General features: G+C 53.5%; 20 protein-coding genes. 7 read left to right on the top strand and 13 right to left on the bottom strand.

What is annotated here, in order from left to right; translation table 11 throughout:
• Positions 1-2 precede the first annotated feature (2 nt).
• On the bottom strand, positions 3-770 hold the full coding sequence (locus BP822_RS05890; RefSeq protein ID WP_286877945.1) for an MFS transporter: 768 nt from the start codon (positions 768-770) through the stop codon (positions 3-5).
• A gap of 381 nt (positions 771-1151) precedes the next feature.
• Positions 1152-1385 carry a hypothetical protein gene (locus BP822_RS05885; RefSeq protein ID WP_048132087.1) on the bottom strand — a complete coding sequence of 78 codons (234 nt, stop codon included), beginning with the start codon at positions 1383-1385 and terminating at the stop codon, positions 1152-1154.
• Between the two features lie 309 nt (positions 1386-1694).
• Here BP822_RS05885 and BP822_RS05880 point away from each other — a divergent pair, with 309 nt between their 5' ends.
• Together BP822_RS05880 and BP822_RS05875 are read left to right on the top strand one after the other, a co-directional pair.
• Positions 1695-3107, top strand: a complete 1413-nt coding sequence (locus tag BP822_RS05880; protein ID WP_273271807.1) for a sodium:solute symporter family protein — start codon at positions 1695-1697, stop codon at positions 3105-3107.
• A gap of 218 nt (positions 3108-3325) precedes the next feature.
• A complete protein-coding gene (locus BP822_RS05875) occupies positions 3326-3592 on the top strand; it encodes a non-histone chromosomal MC1 family protein (protein WP_013719334.1) in 267 nt (88 codons plus the stop codon).
• Positions 3593-3782: 190 nt separating this feature from the next.
• Here the strand turns inward: BP822_RS05875 and aspS are convergent, their stop codons facing one another.
• Entirely contained in the window at positions 3783-5045 is a 1263-nt protein-coding gene (gene aspS, locus BP822_RS05870) for an aspartate--tRNA(Asn) ligase (RefSeq protein WP_273278109.1), read from the bottom strand.
• A gap of 350 nt (positions 5046-5395) precedes the next feature.
• On the opposite strand from aspS, the gene BP822_RS05865 reads away from it, so the two are divergent.
• Both BP822_RS05865 and BP822_RS05860 read left to right on the top strand, forming a co-directional pair.
• Positions 5396-8581, top strand: coding sequence for a sodium:solute symporter family transporter (locus tag BP822_RS05865; protein ID WP_286877943.1), 3186 nt, complete (start codon positions 5396-5398; stop codon positions 8579-8581).
• Positions 8582-8623: 42 nt separating this feature from the next.
• Positions 8624-8866 carry a pro-sigmaK processing inhibitor BofA family protein gene (locus BP822_RS05860; protein WP_013719338.1) on the top strand — a complete coding sequence of 81 codons (243 nt, stop codon included), beginning with the start codon at positions 8624-8626 and terminating at the stop codon, positions 8864-8866.
• A gap of 139 nt (positions 8867-9005) precedes the next feature.
• Here BP822_RS05860 and BP822_RS05855 read toward each other — a convergent pair whose 3' ends face one another.
• Both BP822_RS05855 and BP822_RS05850 read right to left on the bottom strand, forming a co-directional pair.
• A complete protein-coding gene (locus BP822_RS05855) occupies positions 9006-10241 on the bottom strand; it encodes an ORC1-type DNA replication protein (RefSeq protein WP_394339428.1) in 1236 nt (411 codons plus the stop codon).
• A gap of 768 nt (positions 10242-11009) precedes the next feature.
• Positions 11010-11285 carry a UPF0147 family protein gene (locus BP822_RS05850; protein ID WP_193373741.1) on the bottom strand — a complete coding sequence of 92 codons (276 nt, stop codon included), beginning with the start codon at positions 11283-11285 and terminating at the stop codon, positions 11010-11012.
• Positions 11286-11381: 96 nt separating this feature from the next.
• On the opposite strand from BP822_RS05850, the gene BP822_RS05845 reads away from it, so the two are divergent.
• The gene (locus BP822_RS05845; protein WP_273466002.1) at positions 11382-11852 is read left to right on the top strand and encodes an Sjogren's syndrome/scleroderma autoantigen 1 family protein; all 471 of its coding nucleotides are present in this window, start codon (positions 11382-11384) and stop codon (positions 11850-11852) included.
• 315 nt (positions 11853-12167) lie between these two features.
• Positions 12168-13118 carry an Ada metal-binding domain-containing protein gene (locus tag BP822_RS05840; protein ID WP_052297538.1) on the top strand — a complete coding sequence of 317 codons (951 nt, stop codon included), beginning with the start codon at positions 12168-12170 and terminating at the stop codon, positions 13116-13118.
• 10 nt (positions 13119-13128) lie between these two features.
• Here BP822_RS05840 and BP822_RS05835 read toward each other — a convergent pair whose 3' ends face one another.
• Genes BP822_RS05835 through BP822_RS05800 form a run of 8 tightly spaced genes read right to left on the bottom strand, consistent with a single transcriptional unit; the run spans position 13129 to position 19507 of the window.
• A complete protein-coding gene (locus BP822_RS05835) occupies positions 13129-13701 on the bottom strand; it encodes a cobalt-precorrin-7 (C(5))-methyltransferase (RefSeq protein ID WP_273271803.1) in 573 nt (190 codons plus the stop codon).
• Complete coding sequence (locus tag BP822_RS05830) at positions 13698-14723, bottom strand: cobalt-precorrin-5B (C(1))-methyltransferase (protein WP_286877942.1); 1026 nt, start codon at positions 14721-14723, stop codon at positions 13698-13700. The genes BP822_RS05835 and BP822_RS05830 overlap by 4 nt, the downstream gene beginning before the upstream one ends.
• Positions 14704-15336: a precorrin-8X methylmutase gene (locus BP822_RS05825; protein WP_013719345.1), complete on the bottom strand. Its 633-nt coding sequence runs from the start codon at positions 15334-15336 to the stop codon at positions 14704-14706. Before BP822_RS05825 ends, BP822_RS05830 begins: the two co-directional genes overlap by 20 nt.
• 11 nt (positions 15337-15347) lie before the next feature.
• Entirely contained in the window at positions 15348-16778 is a 1431-nt protein-coding gene (locus BP822_RS05820; protein ID WP_286877941.1) for an SAM-dependent methyltransferase, read from the bottom strand.
• Between the two features lie 29 nt (positions 16779-16807).
• A complete protein-coding gene (cbiG, locus tag BP822_RS05815) occupies positions 16808-17671 on the bottom strand; it encodes a cobalt-precorrin 5A hydrolase (RefSeq protein ID WP_083804685.1) in 864 nt (287 codons plus the stop codon).
• A gap of 14 nt (positions 17672-17685) precedes the next feature.
• Positions 17686-18396 (bottom strand): precorrin-4 C(11)-methyltransferase, encoded by a 711-nt coding sequence (gene cobM, locus BP822_RS05810; RefSeq protein ID WP_286877939.1) that lies wholly within the window; start codon positions 18394-18396, stop codon positions 17686-17688.
• Positions 18393-19001: a cobalt-factor II C(20)-methyltransferase gene (locus BP822_RS05805; RefSeq protein WP_286877937.1), complete on the bottom strand. Its 609-nt coding sequence runs from the start codon at positions 18999-19001 to the stop codon at positions 18393-18395. Before BP822_RS05805 ends, cobM begins: the two co-directional genes overlap by 4 nt.
• Positions 18995-19507, bottom strand: a complete 513-nt coding sequence (locus tag BP822_RS05800) for a methyltransferase domain-containing protein (protein WP_286877936.1) — start codon at positions 19505-19507, stop codon at positions 18995-18997. The genes BP822_RS05805 and BP822_RS05800 overlap by 7 nt, the downstream gene beginning before the upstream one ends.
• Positions 19508-19569: 62 nt before the next feature.
• On the opposite strand from BP822_RS05800, the gene BP822_RS05795 reads away from it, so the two are divergent.
• Positions 19570-20577, top strand: a complete 1008-nt coding sequence (locus BP822_RS05795) for an ATP-grasp domain-containing protein (protein WP_286877934.1) — start codon at positions 19570-19572, stop codon at positions 20575-20577.
• Positions 20578-20604 lie beyond the last annotated feature (27 nt).

Genomic DNA, 20604 nt, shown 5'->3' with positions numbered 1-20604 from the left:
TTTCATTCGCCTTTCGATAGGCGCTCTGGATCAGGATATATATCGGCTTTGTGGTCTTTTGGAGGATATATGAAAGAGGGCTTTGCTAAACCATAGAGGCATAGGCCGAAATTGTGCCGACCCTTCCCGTGGAGGAGGTCTGAAAGCTTTCGGAGGGAGTTGCCGCCGCCCCAGCAAATAGAGGGCACGAGCATTGCCATTATCCTCCTCCAGCCATTCTTATAATCCAGGTAAAACAGGGCTATGCAACCCAACAGGCATAGAACTCCCGCCAGGATGAAAGTAGCAGAAAAGCCAACAAAGCTGGCCACGGCTGCACCCAACGCCCCGGTTGCTGCCGTGCCCAGGCCGGTAGCAGTTGAGTATACTGACCACTGAAAGCTCTCCTGTCCCTTATCGAGATTTGCAGACCACAAACCAAGCCAGGTTGGATAGGCGAGTCCGCTTCCCAATCCATAAATAACCTCTGCGATATAAATATGATATATGCTGCTGGCAGAGACATAGATGAGGGGGACACCAGCCATGAGAATCGTCCCCACGAACAGCCACTTCGTCTTATCAGACTGCCTGTCCACATAATGGCCAAAGGGGAGTTGCACCAGGGACTTGGTGAATAGGAAGAGAGCACTGGCAAGTCCCGCGGAAAGCATGCTGCCTCCAGCTACACCGCCACCATTAATATAAATGGCAATTATGGGCTGAATCAGTCCAAATCCGGTGAGGACGAATATATCCGACAGCATAAGCAGTTTCATGGTGCGGTTCATCATAACGAATCACCTCCGATCCGTAATTTCAATCATTTATTAATTATTAAACAAGATAAAAATACAATAGCATCATCCGGCCATTGCACTAACGAAATATTCTCCGCCCTCCTATCGACATCCTACGCGATAATCAGACCAAGGAAGCTCTTGGCAGAGCTAGAATAGAAGGATGTTATATCAATATGGACTTAAAATTCAGACGATAGATATCCATATTCTGAATCATCAATGTTTTTGAGCATGAAATCTTATATAAATATTGCTAAGCATAGCTAAGTGGAATATGCCGATCTATTTCATCATGCCATCAGAGTCATGCGATTCATATATGGCCATTTTGCCGGGAGCGAGGGATAGTCCAAAAGGCTTCAGTCCCATCTAATCCAGCGCACCAATGAGCGGCTTTATCTCATAGACATCCAGCTGCCTTTGAATGGTAAACAGCTGATTGCCCATCTGATGGCTCTTAAGAAGGGAGTTCCCCACGTCCTTTGGCAGATAAAACTCCTCTTCCCCGAGCTTCACCCGGAAGAACTTCCTGCTCTCGCCCAGCTCCATGCCGCTATATCTGCCTGTGACCTTCTCGCCGACCTTAAGAATTCGAGGCTCCATAGAGTTTCACCTCATTTATTGTTATGTTTGTATCTTGCTACTACTTCTATCTTCCGATCGGAGGCTGAAGACAAGCTTTTTAAACCAGGCAGCAATACGCTGTCCAAAAATGTGCATTAAGGTACAAAATTGGAGAATGACATAGACATGAATTCGATATGGAGGGACACAGATCAGCCATTTCTCCTGCTCTGTGATCGACTACTTCAGGGTGAGAAAAAATGAGCATGCCCACCCCCTACATTGCGCTACTGATCGCTCTTATAGTTATGATATCCACAACTATATTTATATTAATGAGGAAATACCATGATTAATCAATTGCTGCTGTTGGCCTACGTCCTGGCGATAATCCTGCTCTCACTTAAGCTGCGACAGGGGACATTCTCAGGCTTTGTCCTCTCCAACCGCAACATCGCCTATCCTGCCGTCATCGGCATTGCCTATACTGCTGCCTACTTCAGCGCAGCCTCCTTCCTGGGAGGAGGCGGTTACGGACTTGCCGCCGGCATGCCCTGGGTGATCTTCTGCTCCCTATTTCATGTCGGATTCGCCTGCATCGCCTGGATCATGGCGGGGAGGATCTGGACCATGGCAAAGCAGTACGATGCCAAGACGGTTCCCCAGCTGCTGGAGAGAAGATACAACTCTCCCCTGGGAAAGGTCATACTTGCTATCATCATGCTCATCCTCTATACCGTATACCTGGTCCCCATCTTCAAAGGATGCGCTACCCTATTTCAGGGAATGATTGGCGTATCCTACCTGGAGGGTCTATTGATCACCGTAGCCATAGTGGCCATTTACTACGCCATCGGCGGGCTGCCGGCGATAATCTGGGTGGGATTCATCCAGGGCGTATTGATGCTGATAGGGGCCGTCTTCCTCTACGGCGGCCTGATCTCCGCTGGCGGCGGACTGGATATCTGGGAGAGAATTCCCCTTGATGTGCTCAGCATGAATGGCCTTAATATCCCCTGGCAGCAGACATTTGGACAGGCCTTCTCCATCAGCCTGGGACTGCTCGCCCTTCCCGATCTGCTGATTATGATATTCTCCGCCCGGGACAAGAGGGTCGTTCGCTTCGCGGGCATTTACGGACCCATCTCCATCGCCATCTATTCAGTATGCATCTTCTCCCTGGGAATCCTGGCCTATGGAGCATTGAGCGCCGAGCAGATAGCTCCATTCCTCAAGAATCCCGACGGCCTGGTGCCATTCGTCGCCACACTGATCCTGCCCAAGGGCTTTGACGGGATCATCCTGCTGGCAGCCATATCTGCCGCCATGTCCACCATGAGCGCCATTGTGCTGGTCACTGCAACCTCCCTCACCTCGGACATCCTGCGCTATCTGAATCCAGGAATTGCCGACCGGAAGGTTCTCCTACTCACCCGCATGATTGGGGTGGCAATACTGATCATCGCCGCCGTCTCGGCAATCAATGTGCCACAACAGATCGTGCCCCTGGTGGCGGTCAGCATGGGTATCATCGCCTGCTGCGTCCTGGTGCCACTGTTCCTGGGCATCTTCTGGCAGAGAGGCAATGAGACCGGCTTCATTGCCAGCCTGCTTGCCTCCTTCCTCTCGGTGGTGGTCTGGTACTTCTACGGCTACCCCCTCATCCACCCCGTATTTGTAGGGTTGACCTGCGGTACAGCAGCATATATCATCGGCAGCCTGGCGACGAGCCGGCCGGAAGGGGTGAATGCCATAGGTTAGAGATAAAACAGCTAATAGGAGGATGAACAGCCCGGTTCTTCCGCCTATTTTGCCAAATTTTTTGCCGAATACCATTGAATTATGGACAGAATGGTGGATCAATTGGCAGTGATCGGGCAGCTGCTCACTCCTCATTTGGGAGACAGGGGGAGATACTTTTGGATTAAATTAATATACCGAATCAGAGAGGCATATCATAACCATCAGGAGGGAAAAATTTGGCTGAAATGAGAAACTTTGCCCTGAGGGACGCCCAGGGAAATGAGATTGGAGTCTTCACAGGAAAATCGCCCAGGCAAGCGGCACTGAAAGCCGCCAACCGCGGCTACACAGAGATTAAGCTGCGTGAGCGTGGCACCAAGAAGGTGCACATCTTCTCAGGAGAGAGGGTACAGGTAGACAAGCCTGCTGGAGCGCCTGCCTGGATGCCGGACAAAATATGGAAGCCAAAGGTGAAGAAAGAGGGCATCGAGAAGCTGGATTAGGTCTAAACCATATCTGAAGCCTCAGGCAAAGGAGCGCAGCCCTCTTATCGGGTCTGCGCCGCATCCTTTCCTCTAAAACCAAAATGGCATAAATGCAAATATATGCCTATTTAATGTTAAATATTATTTTATAAGAATGGAGATGATTTGTGCTTACGCTACTATATTTCCTCTCCATTCCTGGCATATCCTAGGGCACAAGGCGCCTTCGATCTCTGGGAAAGATCACCGCATCGCGAATGTTCTCTAAATTGAGCATGGTCATCACCAGACGGGACAGCCCCAGACCCCAACCGGCATGAGGGGGCATTCCATAGCGAAAAGCGCGAAGATAGAATTCAAAGCCATCTGGATCCAGCCCCTTCTCCTTTATCCTCTCCACCAGCAGGCTGTAGTCGTGCACCCTCTGCGCCCCGCTGGCCAGCTCCATCCTCGGGTGCATGAGATCGAATCCCCGGCAGATCTCAGGCTTGTCCTCATAAGGCAGAGTATAATAGGGTTTGATGGATGATGGCCAATCGATCAGGAAGTAATGCTCTCCAATGCTCTCTCCTAAGAATCTCTCCGTCTCTGTATCCAGGTCGTCGCCCCATTGCATCCTGGCCCCAGCCTTCTCTTCCGCCAGCTCCAGAGCACGGGTGTAGGTGATCCTCTTGAAGGGGAGCCGGGGCACCTCCAGCTCCATATTCAAGACCTCCAGCTGGCGGCGGCAGTTATCAGCCACATAGCTATATGCCCCGGCCACCGCCTCCTCCAGGATCTCCATTACATCCTTGTCATCGGCAAAGCTCACCTCCAGATCTATAGAGATGGCCTCATTCAGATGGCGCCTGGTATCATGCTCCTCCGCCCGGAAGATGGGACCGATCTCATAAACCCGATCCATGCCCGCTCCCATCAGCATCTGTTTGTAGAGCTGAGGGCTCTGGTTCAAGAAGGCCTCCTTCTCAAAGTAGCTGATGGGAAAGAGATCAGTCCCTCCCTCTGTGGCTGCGGCCACGATCTTGGGGGTGAAGACCTCAACTATCCCCTTTCGATGGAAATAGTCCCTGAGGCTGAAAAGAACTGCACTCTCGATCTCGAATGCAGCCAGGACGCAGGGCCGGCGGATGTCCATGAACCGGGAGTCAAGGCGGGTGTCAAGCTCGCACTCCACCTTCTCCGTGGGATCCAAAGGAAGAGGCACCTGGGCGGCGCTTAAAACCTGAATCTCCGTGGGAAGGATCTCATATCCTCGCGGAGCCTTGGCCTCCGCCTTAACATTCCCCCGGACCATAACCACGCTCTCCCGGCTGATGGAGCGCGCCATCTTGAAAACATCCTTTCCCAGGAGCTTCTTGACCAGAGTTATCTGAGCCATTCCCTCTCTGTCCCTGAGCACCAGGAAAGCTATGCCCCCCAGGTCCCTGATCTCATGGGCGAAGCCCGCCAGCATGACCTCTTTTCCGTCCATATCCGCAGATATTTGGCCTGAATAATGAGTTCTGAGGATCAATTCATCTCACGGCTGCGAGAATGAATTCCTGATATAAAAGCAGTCTGATCTACATGCAGTAGATATATCTGCTAAGGGGATTATAACCTATCCGGGTTTATAGCCATGGCCTCACTCCACGACCTCCTGAGCCAGAAGGATTTCTGGATTTTGCTCTTCTTCTTAGGATGGGTGCTGCTCAACTGGCCTATGCTTTCCTTGGCCGATGCCATAATTCTGCTGGGCATGCCTGCGATACTCGTCTATATATCTGCAGTCTGGATGATACTCATTCTCCTGATGTACCTCTTTGACCGGGGGAATTCTGGTTGATAGGCCAGAATACCGCTCTTGTGGTTATGGTGCTCTATCTGCTCCTTCTTTTCGCAATAGCTAGGTTCTCAGATAATAGAAAGCTAGAGGGCAAGAGCATCGTCAGCAATCCCTATGTCTATGCCCTCTCCCTATCCGTATATGTCTCAGCATGGACCTTTTACGGCTCCATAGGAAGAGCAGCATCTACCGGCCTGGAATTTTTGCCTATATATTTAGGGCCCGTCCTGGCTATGACATTGGGCTGGGTGCTCATCAGAAAGATGGTTCGCGTATCCAAGGAGTACCGCCTCACCTCCATCAGCGATTTCTTGAGCTTTCGCTACGGCAGGAGCTATGCCATCGGCGCAGTGGTTGCTCTGCTCAGCCTGGTCATGGTAACCCCTTATGTGGCTTTGCAGCTGATAGCCATCTCCACCTCATTAGAGACTCTGGCCGAATCCCATACCCTCCTGAGCTTCTCCTGGGAGAGCACCCTGGTGGTGGCCCTCCTCCTGGGCATATTCGCCATGATCTTCGGCGCCCGCCAGCTAGACCCCATGGAGCGGCATGAGGGGCTGATTGCTGTGGTGGCCTTCGAATCCCTGGTGAAGCTGGTGGCTTTTCTGATGATAGGGCTATTCGTTGCCTATGGAATCTTTGGAGGCTATGGGGATATCTTCAGCCAGATGGCTGAACAGGCTCGTAGTAATCCGAATTATTCCAACCTCATGGACGTGGAGTATCCTCTTTGGTTCTCCCTGACCCTCGTGTCCTTTTTTGCCATATTATTCTTGCCCAGACAGTTTCATGTCATGGTTGTGGAGAACTCAGAAGTGGGCCATCTGAAAAAGGCGATGTGGCTCTTCCCCCTCTACCTCCTGCTGATCAACCTTTTCGTTCCGGCCATCGCCTGGGGCGGGTTGCTCCTCAATACCCCCGGCCTCAAGGACTCCTTCATAATAACCATACCTTATAGCCACAATCAAGACCTTCTATCTCTTTTGGTCTTCATAGGAGGGACATCGGCAGCCACTGCCATGATCCTAGTCGAGTCCGTGGCCGTCGGCACGATGCTGCTCAACGACCTGGAGCTCCCCTATATTCTGCGCCATATTAAAAAGCAGAAGAACCTGGCCGATGCACTCCTCAACACCAGAAGGCTGAATATACTCCTGGTTGTCCTATTAGGATACCTCTTCTCCCATGTTGCTGCCTATCAGATACTGGCAGATATCGGAATCGTCTCATTTCTCGCTGCCAGTCAGCTGGCGCCAGCTGCTCTCGGAGGCCTTTATTGGAGAGGAGGAAACCGAAAAGGAGCTATGGCAGGTCTCGTTTCAGGATTTCTGCTCTGGTCCTACACCGCCTTGATACCCACCATGGCCGGGGACGATGGCATGCTCTCAAGCCTGGTTAGAGATGGAGCCTTCGGCCTGTCTTTCCTCAGACCCACAGACCTATTCGGCCTCGGCCTTGACCAGTGGACCAACTCCGTATTCTGGACGCTGCTGGTCAACACCAGCCTTTACATCCTCGTATCCCTTCTCACTAAGCCCAGTCTCGAGGAGGAAAGCATCGCTAAATCATTCATATACGGTGCAGAAAAAGCGATGGCACAGGGCGAGGAGCTGCCAGTTGAGCCCCGAGCTATGCTTTATGGGACAATAAGCGAGATCGAGACGACCCTTGCAAAGTATATAGGAGAGGAAAGAGCAAATCGTCAGGTCGATCTATATCTGAGGCAACTGGGAGCGACCAGAGAGACGGTTAGCCCCAGGCAACTTCAGGAGCTTTGGAACCAGTTCGAAAAGACCCTCACCGGGTCAGTAGGACCTTCTGCCACCAGAATGATTGTAGAGGAACAGGTTCCCGTTAAGCCAGTGGTGGAAGAGAAGAAGGAGACCCTTCCCACCTATGATCTGACGAGGGGAAGGATATACATAGTGCCTGATATCGCTTATGAGGTCTTCACCGACCAGATCACCCACGGTGTAGAAGGGCTGTGTATCACCCACTCCTCCCCGGAGGAGGTCAGGCTCCGCTGGGGATTCAAGGAGACGCCCATCATCAAGCTGAGCGACGAGAAGAGAAGCGATCGATACATCTCACCCCGAAATCTGCCCCTCCTATTCATAACCATAAAATCGTTCGTCGACTCCAGCAGAAACAGCATTGTGCTCATCGACAGCATAGAAAAGCTGGTGAATGAGAACATGTTCAAGGTTCCAGAGAGGGAGATGCTGGACTTCGTCTATCAGATGGAGCTGCTGGGAAAAAGGACTCATCTGATCCTGGCTGAGGGAGAGGATTTCGTCCATATGGAACTGAATTCCAGCGTCAATGAAGCAAAAGAGCTATTGTTCACCCTGGGTCCCCTCTCAGAGTACCTCTTTCGGCTCTTCTCAGATACGATGCTCTCCGCACTGAATGAAGAGGTGAGAAGAGAGGTGATCATGAAAGCCAATGAACTTATTGCAGCAGGCGGATTCTTTGAGGTGGCTCCAAAGAGAGATCGGCCCTCTGACGAAGCCGGGCCGGCCTGCGAGCCAGATATGCAGGATGCTCTGACCGCCATCCCCAGTTTGAATATCAGACCAGGACTGGTTCTGACCAGGCATAGCTTTTTCCTCGCTTTAAGGAGGCTGGACAGAATCATCAGAACATTTGATCCCACTTTCGATATCAAGGATACATTGGCTGAGATCATGAAGAGCTATGGAAGGAGCCCATTTGAGGTATCGCTTATCCCAGGGACCACGTATATCGTAGAGGAGGAGAAGCCCAAAAAGAGCCTGGAGGTATTCAGCGAGCTGGTAGCTCATGGAATGGAAGGGTTATGCCTCAGCCGACACAATCCCGAGACTCTGCAAGAGAGATTCAGCATACCTCCGGAGACTGTGATATGGCTGACTCAAAAGAGCGAACCAGGATACAGAACGGTGGACCCCACGAACTTTCCCAGGTTGAGCGGCATGATCTCCGAATTCCTCGACCAGGCCAACTATCCAATCATCCTCCTGGAAGGCATGGGCTACCTGATCACCCAGAGCAACTATGAGACTGTGCTCCGGTTCGTTCAATTCCAGAGAGATGAGATTGCCATGAAGAACGCAATAATGCTGATCCACATTGATCCGTTATCCTTGGATACAAAAGAGCTCCACCGTCTGGCAAGCGAGATGGAGCCGTTCAGAGGCTGATTAGGAGAATTTTTAATAGCTAGACTACCCTAATATACAGCTATGATCGAAGTTGGAATAGTCTTGCTGGCGGTCGTTCTCATATTCGGAGCCTTTCTTTTGCTGAGGTCCCTTAAAAATTTCGTCATAAACGCAATCGCCGGCCTCTTTATTCTTTTCCTGGCCAATCAGTTCATCAGCGCGGATATCGGCTATAGCTGGCTGGTCATACTGATTTGCGGAATCGGCGGGGCAGTTGGAGCAATCCTCTTGTTAGCCCTTCATTTCATAGGATTAGGCATCTAGAATAGAGAGTGCCCTGAGAGGTGAACAAAGCATATTGGCCCAATCGAGATGAGAGGCATCAGGAACCGGATGAACGGAGATAGGAAAGCCATAGAGGGAGATTCAATTAGATAAATAAAAATGTATATTGGGAAATATATCAGAGCCCCAAACGAGCTTGCTGGGGGACAGTGACATTGGTCAGATCCTTCAGCCGGTAATCCTGTTGCAGTATTGACTTGAGCTTGCCGGAGTACACACTCAATGTTATCTCTTTGGTCCGGCCATATCTGCCCTTACTGATCACAATGGTATGCAAGATGCCAAGCATATCCAGCTCCGCAATGAGATCTGTGATCCGGCGATGGGTGAGAAAATCGGTCTCTACCAGAGGACAGAGCTGTTTGTACATATTGTAGACCGCACTAGTAGTGATGTTTCTCGTTCCTTGCTCCTCTAAGAGAATGATGCTATAGAGCACTAGCTTAGATTGGGTGGGCAGGGTCTTGATGACTTCTTCTACCCGATCCTGCTCTATCTTATCTCTGGCCTGGCGGACATGAACCTCCGTGACCACAGTAGATCGGGCCCTTTCCGCCAGCTCTCCAGAGATGCGCAAGAGGTCAAGGGCTCGGCGGGCGTCTCCATGCTCTTGAGCTGCGAATGCCGCGCAAAGAGGTATTACGCTCTCCTGCAAGGATCCGGAACAGAATGCGACATTGGCCCTCTGTTCCAGGATCTCTCTGATCTGCTCAGCATCGTAGGGCGGAAAGATGATCTCGTCCTCACCAAGAGAGCTCTTCACCCTGGGATCAAGAAACTCTGTGAACTTGAGGTCATTGGATATGCCGATGATACTCACCCGCGATCGGAGGAGGTCGGAGTTTACCCGGGAGAGGTTATAGAGAACATCGTCTCCCTTTCGCACCAATTTATCCACCTCGTCCAGCATTATCACTACAACTTGCTTCTCCTCATCCAGAGCATTCCTAAACTCTGCATAAACCTGGTCTGTGGGCCAACCGGTCATCGGAATATCTCTGTCGAAGTGCCTTGCCAGGTGGGCCAGAATCCTGTACTGGGTATCGACTACCTCGCAGTTGATGTATATCACAACGCACTTCATATCTTCAAAGCTGGCCTCTTCCAGTTCTTTTCCCACATATTTGGCCACCGCTGTCTTTCCGGTGCCAGTCTTTCCGTATATGAGGACATTAGAGGGCGTCTCACCTCTCAGAGCTGGGACCAGAATCGATGCAAGGTTATTGATCTGCTCTTCTCTGTGAGGCAGTTTGGATGGTGTATATGTAGGACGCAGGATGTCTCTGGATTGAAATATCTCCCCTTGCGCCAATAAATCAGCAAATAACCCTCTGGATGTAGGTACCAAGATAATTCCCCTTGAACATTTTAAAATCGTCCTGGTGGATATTAAGAGTTATGGTTAACTCCCCTTCATTTCCTCTGGAAATATTGGCCTCCTACCCCATGATTTCCTCTGGAAAAGAGATAAAACTCCAGCGAATACCCTGATAGATAATAAAATAAAACTAGCCATTTCTAGGTTCTCTTTTATTCATATATATATCTTCCTCTCTACAGAGAAAGAGACTATGTTTTAATCTATGCAGATAAACATCTTAAATCTATAGCTAAATGATACGTAACCACATAAAAAAGCTGCAATTTAAGTAAGTAGTTACTAAGAATATCGATTATATTCTTCGCGATACGGATGATAGTTCAATAGTTTTTGTCGACTGTTAGTAACAGGATCAATAAACGCTAATGAAACCAGAATCCGTAGCTAGCGTCTTCATCGCAATTTCAGATCACGTCCAGTTGAATGCAAGCGCTAAACCGATGAAATTGAACCTTGATATCTCAAGAGCATCACCACGAAGGATTTACAGCTATTGCTATCGGATGGAAGATATTTGAATAGCAGGAACTGAAGCATAGAGAATGCCGACAAAAAAAATGGATGGAGCCCAAGATGACCTCAGTGAATGCAGGATCGAAGAGTCAAACTCATCCTGCATATCCAACCAAGAACGATTAGCGGAGGGACAGAGGTCACATAGGCTTGAGTTCCAGTGGAAACCATACGGTCCCTCTCATAGGCCGTGGAAAGCTGCTTGGCTATCTGGTCCAAAAGAGGGATTTAGCTGACTGGTATGGTCTCAAGCTGGCTAGCAACATTCCAGATCAGGGTTCTGGTATGAAGTGGAATATTAGGGTCATTGCTTATCTCATCGAGTATGGAAATGGCAGATGCGGCCTTTATCGCCTCGTTTACGCTCTCGTCCATGAGGATGGTCTTGACGCTCTCTGCAGAGCGCCTGATATTCCTCGGGACTGCATCATCGCTCATAATACGTTCTAATACCTCAACACATTGCTTAAGGACATTTTCAGCTGTCATAGAACCACCACCCATATCTATGGGAAAAAGGTTATGATGTTTATCTGCCTTTGATTCAAGGATGATATATCGTTGTATTTAAACGTATGTGGTAATGCTGGTGATGGGACGATGGAAGAAGATGAAGTACTCAGCAAGATAACCAGGCTTCTTGAGAGGGGATGCACAATGCTGGCTACGCACCATGACTGCGGAGCGCCCCTATTTCGCTGTCAGGGAGTGATAGTCTGCCCGGTCTGTTCATTTCAGGATGAGCAGGTCCATGGTGAGCAGCTTTCCGGAGCTGGAAGAGAGGCTCCGGAGCCTTCGGGATCAGAAGAGGATCGGCCGGATCACGAGCCCAGTATGCCTCTCTTGCAGGCGGCAGGGAAGAGTTTGCCTGGCGGAACGAGGAGTACGGACCCCTTTGATGAGGAGAGGATGGATGGCGGGCTCATGGAGGCGAAGGCTGGGCTGCGCGCATCATTGATCGCGCGGCTGGACGAGCTCTCTGCAGGCATAAGATCTGAGCAGGATCTGGATAGGCTGAAAAAGATGCTGGACTGTGCAGAAGGACTGCTGCGTGTGCTCCGATCGATGTGAATAGAATCAAGCTCTTTTTTCGAAGGCAATGCAGCTTCCTGTGAGGATCAAATGGCCCTCTGCTCAAGATTGCCTTGCTCGGGCCAGTTTCATAAGGCGCGCATTTCAGGGCTTCTGCTTTCCACTGGAAATCAAGGGGTTGGTCAATTGTGTTTGAAAAAGTTTAGAGAGTGTGGTATAGCTCCGATATTATTTCCCCTTATACTGGTATTATCGTCCATCACTGGCTGCATCGAATTGGGATCCCAACCACAGCATGCCTCATCCGCTGGCGGTGCAGCTCAGCAGTCAGAGGCGTGGTCGGGTCAGCTGAAAATGGAGATAGACCCCAATCTGGATATCGATCTCTTCAGCCTGCGGGGAAATGTCGTTCTCACCGGGAATGGCACTCTACCTTATCTATTGCTCAATGCCACCCTCCGCCAGGGGAAGGCCTCAATCTCAAGCACCAAGTACCTGCTGATGAGGCTGGAGACGAACAGGGATTACAGCTTCGAGATCGCCAAGAACCTCGAACTACTTCCCGGCAACTACACCTGCACCCTGGAGGCATCAGGCCCTGGCGGCATTCTGGCCAGCGAGAACAGAAGGTGCAGCCTGGCTGAGGACCAGGAGGATCTGATCTCTAAAAGGATCTCCTCTGGGGAATTGATATCGATCTCTGATGCTCGTGCCCTTTATGCCGGCAGATCTCTCTATAGATATGAGTCAAATGAGGATGAAGAAGAGCCAGAGGAGGATGCAGGGAGAGAGGGCGAGAAAGAGAGAAAAATCGAGCGTGTCGAGAGTACGAAAGCTCGTGCTCTGATATCGTCAGGAGAAGGGCTAACCACCAAGCTTCAGGCTCCAGAAGAGGCCGAGCAAGAGGATTCGAAGGAATCAAAGGCAGAGATATCGGCAGAAGGAGAAGACTCCAGGTCAGAGGATGAGAATGAGGCCGATGATCGCGTCGCAGATGAATTTGATGCATCAGTTGGTTCAGGCGAAGATGGAGATGGTGCAGGGGATCCTGAGCTTTTTGATGGTAGCGCCGGCGCCGATGCCGATGGTGGCGAAGCATCAGTCAGCAGCGTTGTGGTCATGGATGAATCAGATGGAAAGAAGGAGTCAGAAGGGAATTTCGTAGGCAGCAGCACCTCTAAGAAGTACCATCTCCCTGACTGCCGCTATGCCTTGAAGATCAAGCAGGAGAACAAGGTCTATTTCCAGAGCGCCGAGGAGGCAAAAAGCCAGGGATATCTTCCCTGCAAGAGCTGCCATCCCTGAATTCATCCGTTCACAGCGGTCCGATGAGAACGCAGGAGAGACCGGGGGCCTGAGGGGGAGAGGCAGTGCTCCCTCTCTCGATCCTTTCCTGGGGGTAGCCAAGATCTGTTAGGGCGAGCACGCTTCGCGCGAGCCCCCTCTCCTCCAGCAGCCGGCAGACCCCTTCCAGATCGGTGCTGTCATCGGTGAGAAGAAAGACGGATTTGTTCCGGCTCAGCTCCGATGCTATTGCCTCTGGGTCCATCCTCCGCCCGTGGACTGTGATGGGGACCACATCAAGCTCGCTGATCTTCAGGCGAGCGCAGGCCACCTGCAGGCTGGATATCCCTGGGATCACCCTGCCCGGCAGATAGCCCAGGCCGGAGAGCATGGGGTCACCGGTGCTCAGAACCACGGCCTCCTCTGGCAGAGATGAGAGCCTCTTGTAGTCCTCTATCTCCCTGACAATGCAGTCCGGGTCGATATATTCCCTGGCCAGGTCTATCGACCTCTTCGATCCATAGATCAACCTCGCCCGGCCGATGGCCTCCCCGGCTTCCTGGGTCATCATGCCCGGGCCGATGCCCACTCCTACGATGATCATGGAGCCTCCAATAAGATCCGCCCATCCCTATGGAGGAGAACTATCCGGGTGTAAGGCAGCTTCTCTTTGGCCCTCCTCAATCCCAGGGCAATGTTCTCATGCTCCGGCTCTTTTTCCACCATCTCCGCCACGGTATTGTACCCCGTATTCTCCAGTATCTCGGGCCAAGCCCATTTTAGTATCAGAGCGGGAAGGCCACATAAGATGCTCTCCTGATCAGGCTCAAACTCCAGCCGGCCCAGCTGGTTTCCCATAAGCACCGCTTCGTGATCGGGAAAGAGAATTCGACTGAGCTTGAGTCCGGTTCTGCCCGTGCTGACCACCACCTTCTTCGCCCCTTTCAGCTCCTCAGCCCTCTCATTTATCAGGTGCTCATTCCAGGGCTCCACAAATCCGGTCGATCCCAGGATGGATATGCCTCCCATTATCCCCAATTTGGGGTTGAGGGTCTGGCGGCTAATCCTCTCTCCCTGGGGAACCCAGATCTCCACCCGAACATGCTCAAGACCTGTCACCTTCAGCCCTTCGGATATAGCCATCATGATCTGCCCTTTTGCTGAGGGGCTTATGGCCGGTCGACCGATCTGGTCGCACAGGCCTCCGGCTCCTATCCTTCCAATTCCCGCCCCGGCGAGGAGGACCGTCTCTCCAGATGGCTCTGCCCGGGCCGATATCCCCAGGCCGGCGGTGACATCGGACTGATGGTCCCCTCCGTCCTTGCGAGCATTGCAGTAGCCGTTCTCTGCCTTAACGGAAACCGAGACCGGTATTCCGGCTGGCGTCATCACCTCCAGGCTTTCGGTCGCCCGGACCAGGGATACGACTGCCCCTTTCGCTGCGGCGGCGGCGGTGGTTCCCGTGGTAAGGCCGCGCTTTAATAATTGGCCGCTTGAGAGGATGGTCCATCTGCCCGACAGGATCTTCTCCCGGGCCCGGGGATCGGAACAGGATTCGATCCAGGAGAGGGGTATGCTAAAGCCGCTGACTGGATCGGCTATCAGCTCAGGGTCTTTCTCTGGCATAGGTGTTTATGATCTCGTTTATGGCTGCTACGGCGATGGGGGTTCCGCCGCGGGTACCGGCAGTGGATATCGAGGGGACGGGGATCTCGCGGAGCCTCTCTTTGCTCTCCAGGGCATTGACAAAGCCCACTGGCACTCCTATCACCAGATCGGGCTGGACCCGTCCCGACTCCATGAGCTCGCAGAGGGTCAGCAGGGCAGAGGGGGCATTTCCTATCACCGCTATTGATCCGGAGAGCTTCTCATTCAGGGCAAATACACCGGCTGAGGTGCGGGTGATCCCCCTGGATGCCGCCAGCTCGTCTCCCTTATCGATGAACGCCTCTATGGGGCTGGTATGGCCTTTCTTTAGCACCCCCGCCTGGACCATCTTGATATCCACGTAGATGGGAGCGCCTCGTTCCAGGGCCTTAAGGCCTGCCTGAAAAGGGTCATTCTGAAATCTCATGATATCGGCTGTGCTTGGGTCGCCGGTGGCAATGACGCATCTCTGGGTGATCCTGTCCTCCAGGCTCCGGTCCCCGATCATGCTGGATATGAGCTCCCGGCTTTTTCTGCTGATCTTTATCGCCTCAGGTGTGCTGGCCCCAATATCGGTATAGTTCTCTATCATATCAATCAGCTCTAGTAGCTGTATTTGGTATCATATCCCCTTCGGGCTATGATCCTGCCCTCTCTTATCTCCGCCTTCGGGCAGGATACCAGAAGGGTGAACCGGAAGCCTGATGGCTTTGTCTCCATCAGCTCTTCTGCCTTCATTATGATCATCTCTTCTCCCTTCCGGGCCACGTCCCTGGCCAGGGCCACCGCTCTCTCCGGTTCCAGCTCCTGGAGGAAGGCCTGCACCTCATGCCCTTTCACATTATAGATCACAACGCCGAAGCCTGCTGCTGCCAGCAGGGATGGCGCTTCTGGATTATCCAGCTGGGAGAGAAGGGCGAAGTCCCCGGAGAGGGGAGCTCCTGCCCTTGCGGCAACTGACGAGAAGGCGCTCACTCCAGGAGATATGTGAACGGGAAGCCGATTTCTGGCCAGGTCCATGATCCGCCAGCCCGCGGAAAAGATGCTCGGGTCGCCGCCGGTGAGGATGCTCGCCCTCTTTCCCGAGCGGGCGAGCTGTTCTGCCTCCTGGAAGCGGGCGTATGATCTCTCCGGGCAGGGACCCGCATGAGCGACCTTCTCCCCTGGATAGTCCCCGATCAGGTTCAGGTAACGCTCTGCTCCCAGAATTTTTTCAGATGAGCTGAGGATGGTCCGGGCCTCTGCGGTGAGGTTTGCCTGACCTCCCGGGCCGGTGCCCACCAGGTTCACCTCTGCCTCTCGAGCAACATCCCCCCTGTAAGTGCCCCTGCCCGGGAGGATGAGAAGCGTGGTCATATCGATCTCCTCTCTCAGGGAAACGCTATCCATGAGGGCAGCGGCTGTGGTCCAAAAGAGCCTTTCTCCCTCTCTTCCCACCTCTTTTGCCACCAGAACATCTCTTTTCTCATAGATATTCAGGGCGCGCAATAGCTGCCAGTCTCTTTTCCGGCTTCTGGGATTGTAGAGGGCGACGGGCATTCCAAAATCCGCTGCCTGTCGCAATCGGCCCTCGATATCCTGCCAAGGGGTGAGAAGGTCGCTGAGGCTTATCACCGCCACGCATTCTCGGAAGAGAAGGCCGGCCCGGCAAGCTGCAGCGGTAAATGATGTGACCCCAGGAATAACCTCCACCTCAGCTGGATGCTCTGCCATCTCCAGGCCCAGGCCTGCCATGCCGTAGACGTTAGCGTCTCCCGAGCTCACCAGGGCCACAGGTCCCCGGCTGAGCAGATCCAAAGCCGCTCGGACCCTGTCTGTCTCCTTTCCCATGCCGCTGGAGTAGACCTCCTTTCCCGGCAAGAGGTCTTCTATGAGCTTCAGATAGGGCCGGTAGCCGACCACATAATCAGCTCCTTTTATGGCATCCACTGCCGCTAGGGTGCGGAGGGAGGCATCACCTGGCCCGATGCCAACGATTGAGAGCCTGTTTGCGCAATGACGGTCTATTGATCGGCTGAGTGCAGAATCATTCATTGAATCCCAATCCCTTTTCGGCAGTCATTTTAATTTTCTCCAATGGCAACGGTCACCCTTCCGTATGCCTTCTTGGGAAGAATGAGCCTCTTTGCCAGGGCGAGGACTGCGGGCTCGGCAACTCCCGCCAGTCCCAGGTCCTCTGCCCTCGAGGGAGTGGAAGGTTTTTGGGAGTTGAGCTCCTCCCGGGAGAGAAAGACGATCTCCCTGTCTAGAGACTTCGCCGCCTCCAGCAGGCCCTCCTCCTCCTTCTTTAGCCAGGCGGTGGCTAAGAATGCTATATCCTCTCTCTTCCTGCCGGATTCCGCCAGGGCCTGGTCTATCGCTTGGAGGACCTCCTCAGAGGATACGCCCTTTCTGGCCCCCACACCCAAAACCAGCCCCTTTGCCTTGAGCACCGCCACATCTTCATCCACCAGCAGTATCTTAGGCCCCTTCAGCCTCAATATTGGGACGTCCTCTGTCAAGAATGCGAGGTTGATGGATTTTGAGGAGCTTTTGTTCACGATATCAGCCTTCAGCCGCCCGGCCACGCTCTCCAGGCAGGGCCGGCCCGAGGCATCGGTGGCGGTGGTTATGGCCGGATAGAGCCCCATCCTTTCTGCTAAAAGCAGGGCCAGGTCATTGGCCCCGTGGTGGCCTCCTACCACCGGCACAGCGCAGCTGAGGGCGGAGTCGACGGCAACCACCGGCCGGTCTCGCCATTTGTCCTGCAGATGGCGGCAGAGGCTTCTGGTCACGATCCCCACCGCCATGATCGCTACCAGCAGATCGTATTTCTCAAGGAGCCTCTTCATCCTCTCCTCCTCATAAAGGACTAGAGTAGATTGATAGCGATCGCTTAAGGCCCGGGCAATCCTCTCTCCCTTATCCCTATCCCGGGGGAAGACCAGGATGGCCAGGGACTTCAGCGGCTCCGGTATAGGTGAGACCTCCTAAATCCGGTTCTTTTAACCACATCGCCCACCAGTATGAGGGCGCTGTGGTCTATCTTCGCCTCTTCTACCTTATCGGCGATATCATCTATTGTTCCGCACAATACCTGCTGGTCCGGCCAGGAGGCGTGATAGACCACCGCCACCGGAGTTGTGCCCGGCAGGTCTAAGGACTGGACTATGTCCCTGATCTTGTCGATTCCCAGAAATATGGCCATGGTCGTTCCCAGGCGGCTGAGGGTGGGCAGGTCGTCCTTTGCCAGCGTGGTCCCTTTGGGCCTGGTTACGATCAGAGATTCAGAGATCCCCTTGAGGGTAAGCTGGGTCTTCAGGGCGGCGGAGGCGGCAAAGAGGGAGGAGACTCCGGGAACCACCTCCACATCTATTCCCATCTCTTCCAGGGGTTTCATCTGCTCTAATATGGCGCCATAGATCGAAGGGTCGCCGCTGTGCAGTCGCACCACCTTCTTTCCCGCTCGCAGGAACTCGACCATCTTTGCCTGGGTCTCCTCTATAGACAGTCCATTGCTGTCCACCTTGATGGCTCTCAATCCCTCCAGGAGCTGGGGGTTGACCAGAGAGCCGGCGTACACCACCAGGTCCGCCTCCTCCAAGAGCCTCTTGCCCTTGACGGTGATAAGCTCCGGATCGCCCGGTCCCGCTCCAACAAAGTAGACCTTCATTCTCTCCTCCGGGCCAAGAGGACGCTGAAGTAATCGCTCCTCTCCGGCATCTCTCCCCGGACGATCCTCTCCTCCGGGGTAAAGAGCCTCATGCCCAATGTGAAATCCTCATAACCCTCTTCTCGTAGCTCCTCAGCCAGCTTCCTGGGCCTGGTGGCCTTTATCCTGATCACCGACTGCACCTGGGATCCGTCCGAGACCAGAAAAGACCTCTCCAAAGGTACATCGAATCTGGAGGCCAGGGCTGGGACCACTCCCACCCCGGGAATGGTCTGGATCTCTATTCCCGGATGGCTCTCTTCTATCACCTTCTTCAGATGGCTGAAGGTGGAGAAGGTGTTGATGTCGCCGATGCAGGCAAAGCCCACCTGGCTGGCGCCAGCGTCCTGGGCGATGATATCTGCATTTTTCTGCCAGATCCTTTTCAACTCCAGTTCATCCTGGATCATGGGGAAATCCAGGATCTGGGGGAAGGAGTAGGGCCTGGCCAGCTCTGCTGCCATCTCCCCTGGAACATAGATCCGCTTGCAGCTCTTCAAGGCCGCTGCTGCCTTGAAGGTCAATAGCTGCGGATCGCCCGGTCCTAGGCTTATGCCGATTAACATTTGCCGATCACCATGAATATGGGGTTTATGGGCTTGAAGGCAATGTCCCCCGCCAGGTCGTAGCCCCGATTGATGTGAATCTGCAGGATCTCCCTGAAAATGCCTTCCTTTTTCATCAGCTCTGCCACCTTGCTGGCTATTCCTATCCTGGCCAGGTCGACGACGATCATGCATCCCGGGCTGGCCTTCTCCAGCAGGACGGGAAGGAATCTGTCTATTCCCCTTGTGCCGCCGATAAAGCATCTGTCCACTGCGGGAAGGCGGGGGATGATCTCCTCTGCCTCGCCCAGGAGGAATTTCCCGCATTCAACCAGTTCTCTGCTGAGATTTATCGCCTCTGGTCGGCGGTCCAGGCCGTAGATCCTGTCTGTGTGGCATGAGGCGGCCAGGGAGACTGCCCCTGAGCCGCAGCCTATATCCAGGAACAGATCGCCAGGCCTGATGGCCAGCTTCCCCATGGCGATGTGGATGTTCTCCTCTGCTGTCGCCGTGCCCGGAAGCTTCATGGGCTTTAGGAGAAGTGGGCTGGAATAAAAGGTTAATTGATGATCTCTTGCTTCTTTGTCTCTTGCCGATCTCCCTCCTCTCAATAGCCCTGTCTTTCGGCCTCTTCGGCCATAAGACTAGTATAGCCTGCTCTTCATTGGCAGTTCGAGAATTCATGGACATCTTCGTTGCCGAGTATGCATCCGCCCTGGGTCTGGGCGGCACACATGAGCTGGAGGGCAGAGCCATGCTCTCCTGTCTGGTGGAGAGCTTCGCGTCCAGCGGACACGAGGTGGCCTATCCCACCTCTGGGCCCAGGTTAAAAGAGGGCAAGCCCATAATGCTTGAGGCTGGGAGGGATTTTGGGTCTCTCCTGCAGTCGATCGAGGCAGAAGCATGCCTGCTGATCGCTCCTGATGGCCTGCAGCCTCATTTTTTGGAGATAATTGAAGGCCGGACGGCCAATCTTGGCTCTAGCCCCGCTGCCGCCAGTCTGGCTGCGGACAAGCTGCTCAGTACCCGGGCGCTCGCGCGCGCCGGCGTTCCGGTGGCCGAGATCGTGGAGCGGCCCGACCCGGTGGATAAGGGCTGCCTGCAGTATGTGGTCAAGCCGCGCACCGGCTCGGGCTCGGAAGGGGTGAGGATCACATCTTTTGCCCAGGCGGGGCCGGAGGAGATCGTCACCCGCTACCATGAGGGGCTGCACCTCTCCGCCAGCTTCATCGTGGGGAAAGAGGGTTTTCTGCCCTTAACCCTCAACCGCCAGCTGATCGACTTTGCCGATGGGAAGATGAGATATCAGGGAAGCCAGGTGCCCTACCGCACTCCCCGGGCGGCGGAGATCTGGGAGGCGGCGGAGAAGGCGGCGAATGTCCTGGGTTTGCGCGGTTACGCGGGCATAGATTATGTTTTGGGCGAACGACCGTGGGCAGTGGATGTGAACGCCCGGCCAACGACATCCATCATCGGCATCGCCCGGGTGATGAAAGAGGAGATCGGGGAGCTGATACTGCAGGCAAAGTTTGGCGGGATGCCGGAGCGGGTGCATGTGACAGGGGAGTACACGTTCCTGAAGGGAGAGCTCGGTTGATTAAGAGTAATCCCATTGAGAGATAAG

Origin of the sequence: Methanosaeta sp. UBA458, from assembly GCF_002496085.1 — an archaeon.
Classification (GTDB): Archaea; Halobacteriota; Methanosarcinia; order Methanotrichales; family Methanotrichaceae; genus Methanothrix; species Methanothrix soehngenii.
This window is presented reverse-complemented; position numbering and strand designations above follow the sequence as displayed.

Coding starts and splice junctions, on each gene's coding strand:
- BP822_RS05890 (WP_286877945.1), bottom strand. CDS start 770: ATGAACCGCACCATGAAACTGCTTATGCTGTCGGATATATTCGTCCTC.
- BP822_RS05885 (WP_048132087.1), bottom strand. CDS start 1,385: ATGGAGCCTCGAATTCTTAAGGTCGGCGAGAAGGTCACAGGCAGATAT.
- BP822_RS05880 (WP_273271807.1), top strand. CDS start 1,695: ATGATTAATCAATTGCTGCTGTTGGCCTACGTCCTGGCGATAATCCTG.
- aspS (WP_273278109.1), bottom strand. CDS start 5,045: ATGGACGGAAAAGAGGTCATGCTGGCGGGCTTCGCCCATGAGATCAGG.
- BP822_RS05860 (WP_013719338.1), top strand. CDS start 8,624: ATGATCGAAGTTGGAATAGTCTTGCTGGCGGTCGTTCTCATATTCGGA.
- BP822_RS05850 (WP_193373741.1), bottom strand. CDS start 11,285: ATGGGTGGTGGTTCTATGACAGCTGAAAATGTCCTTAAGCAATGTGTT.
- BP822_RS05845 (WP_273466002.1), top strand. CDS start 11,382: ATGGAAGAAGATGAAGTACTCAGCAAGATAACCAGGCTTCTTGAGAGG.
- BP822_RS05840 (WP_052297538.1), top strand. CDS start 12,168: ATGGAGATAGACCCCAATCTGGATATCGATCTCTTCAGCCTGCGGGGA.
- BP822_RS05835 (WP_273271803.1), bottom strand. CDS start 13,701: ATGATCATCGTAGGAGTGGGCATCGGCCCGGGCATGATGACCCAGGAA.
- BP822_RS05830 (WP_286877942.1), bottom strand. CDS start 14,723: ATGCCAGAGAAAGACCCTGAGCTGATAGCCGATCCAGTCAGCGGCTTT.
- BP822_RS05825 (WP_013719345.1), bottom strand. CDS start 15,336: ATGATAGAGAACTATACCGATATTGGGGCCAGCACACCTGAGGCGATA.
- BP822_RS05820 (WP_286877941.1), bottom strand. CDS start 16,778: ATGAATGATTCTGCACTCAGCCGATCAATAGACCGTCATTGCGCAAAC.
- cobM (WP_286877939.1), bottom strand. CDS start 18,396: ATGAAGGTCTACTTTGTTGGAGCGGGACCGGGCGATCCGGAGCTTATC.
- BP822_RS05805 (WP_286877937.1), bottom strand. CDS start 19,001: ATGTTAATCGGCATAAGCCTAGGACCGGGCGATCCGCAGCTATTGACC.
- BP822_RS05800 (WP_286877936.1), bottom strand. CDS start 19,507: ATGAAGCTTCCGGGCACGGCGACAGCAGAGGAGAACATCCACATCGCC.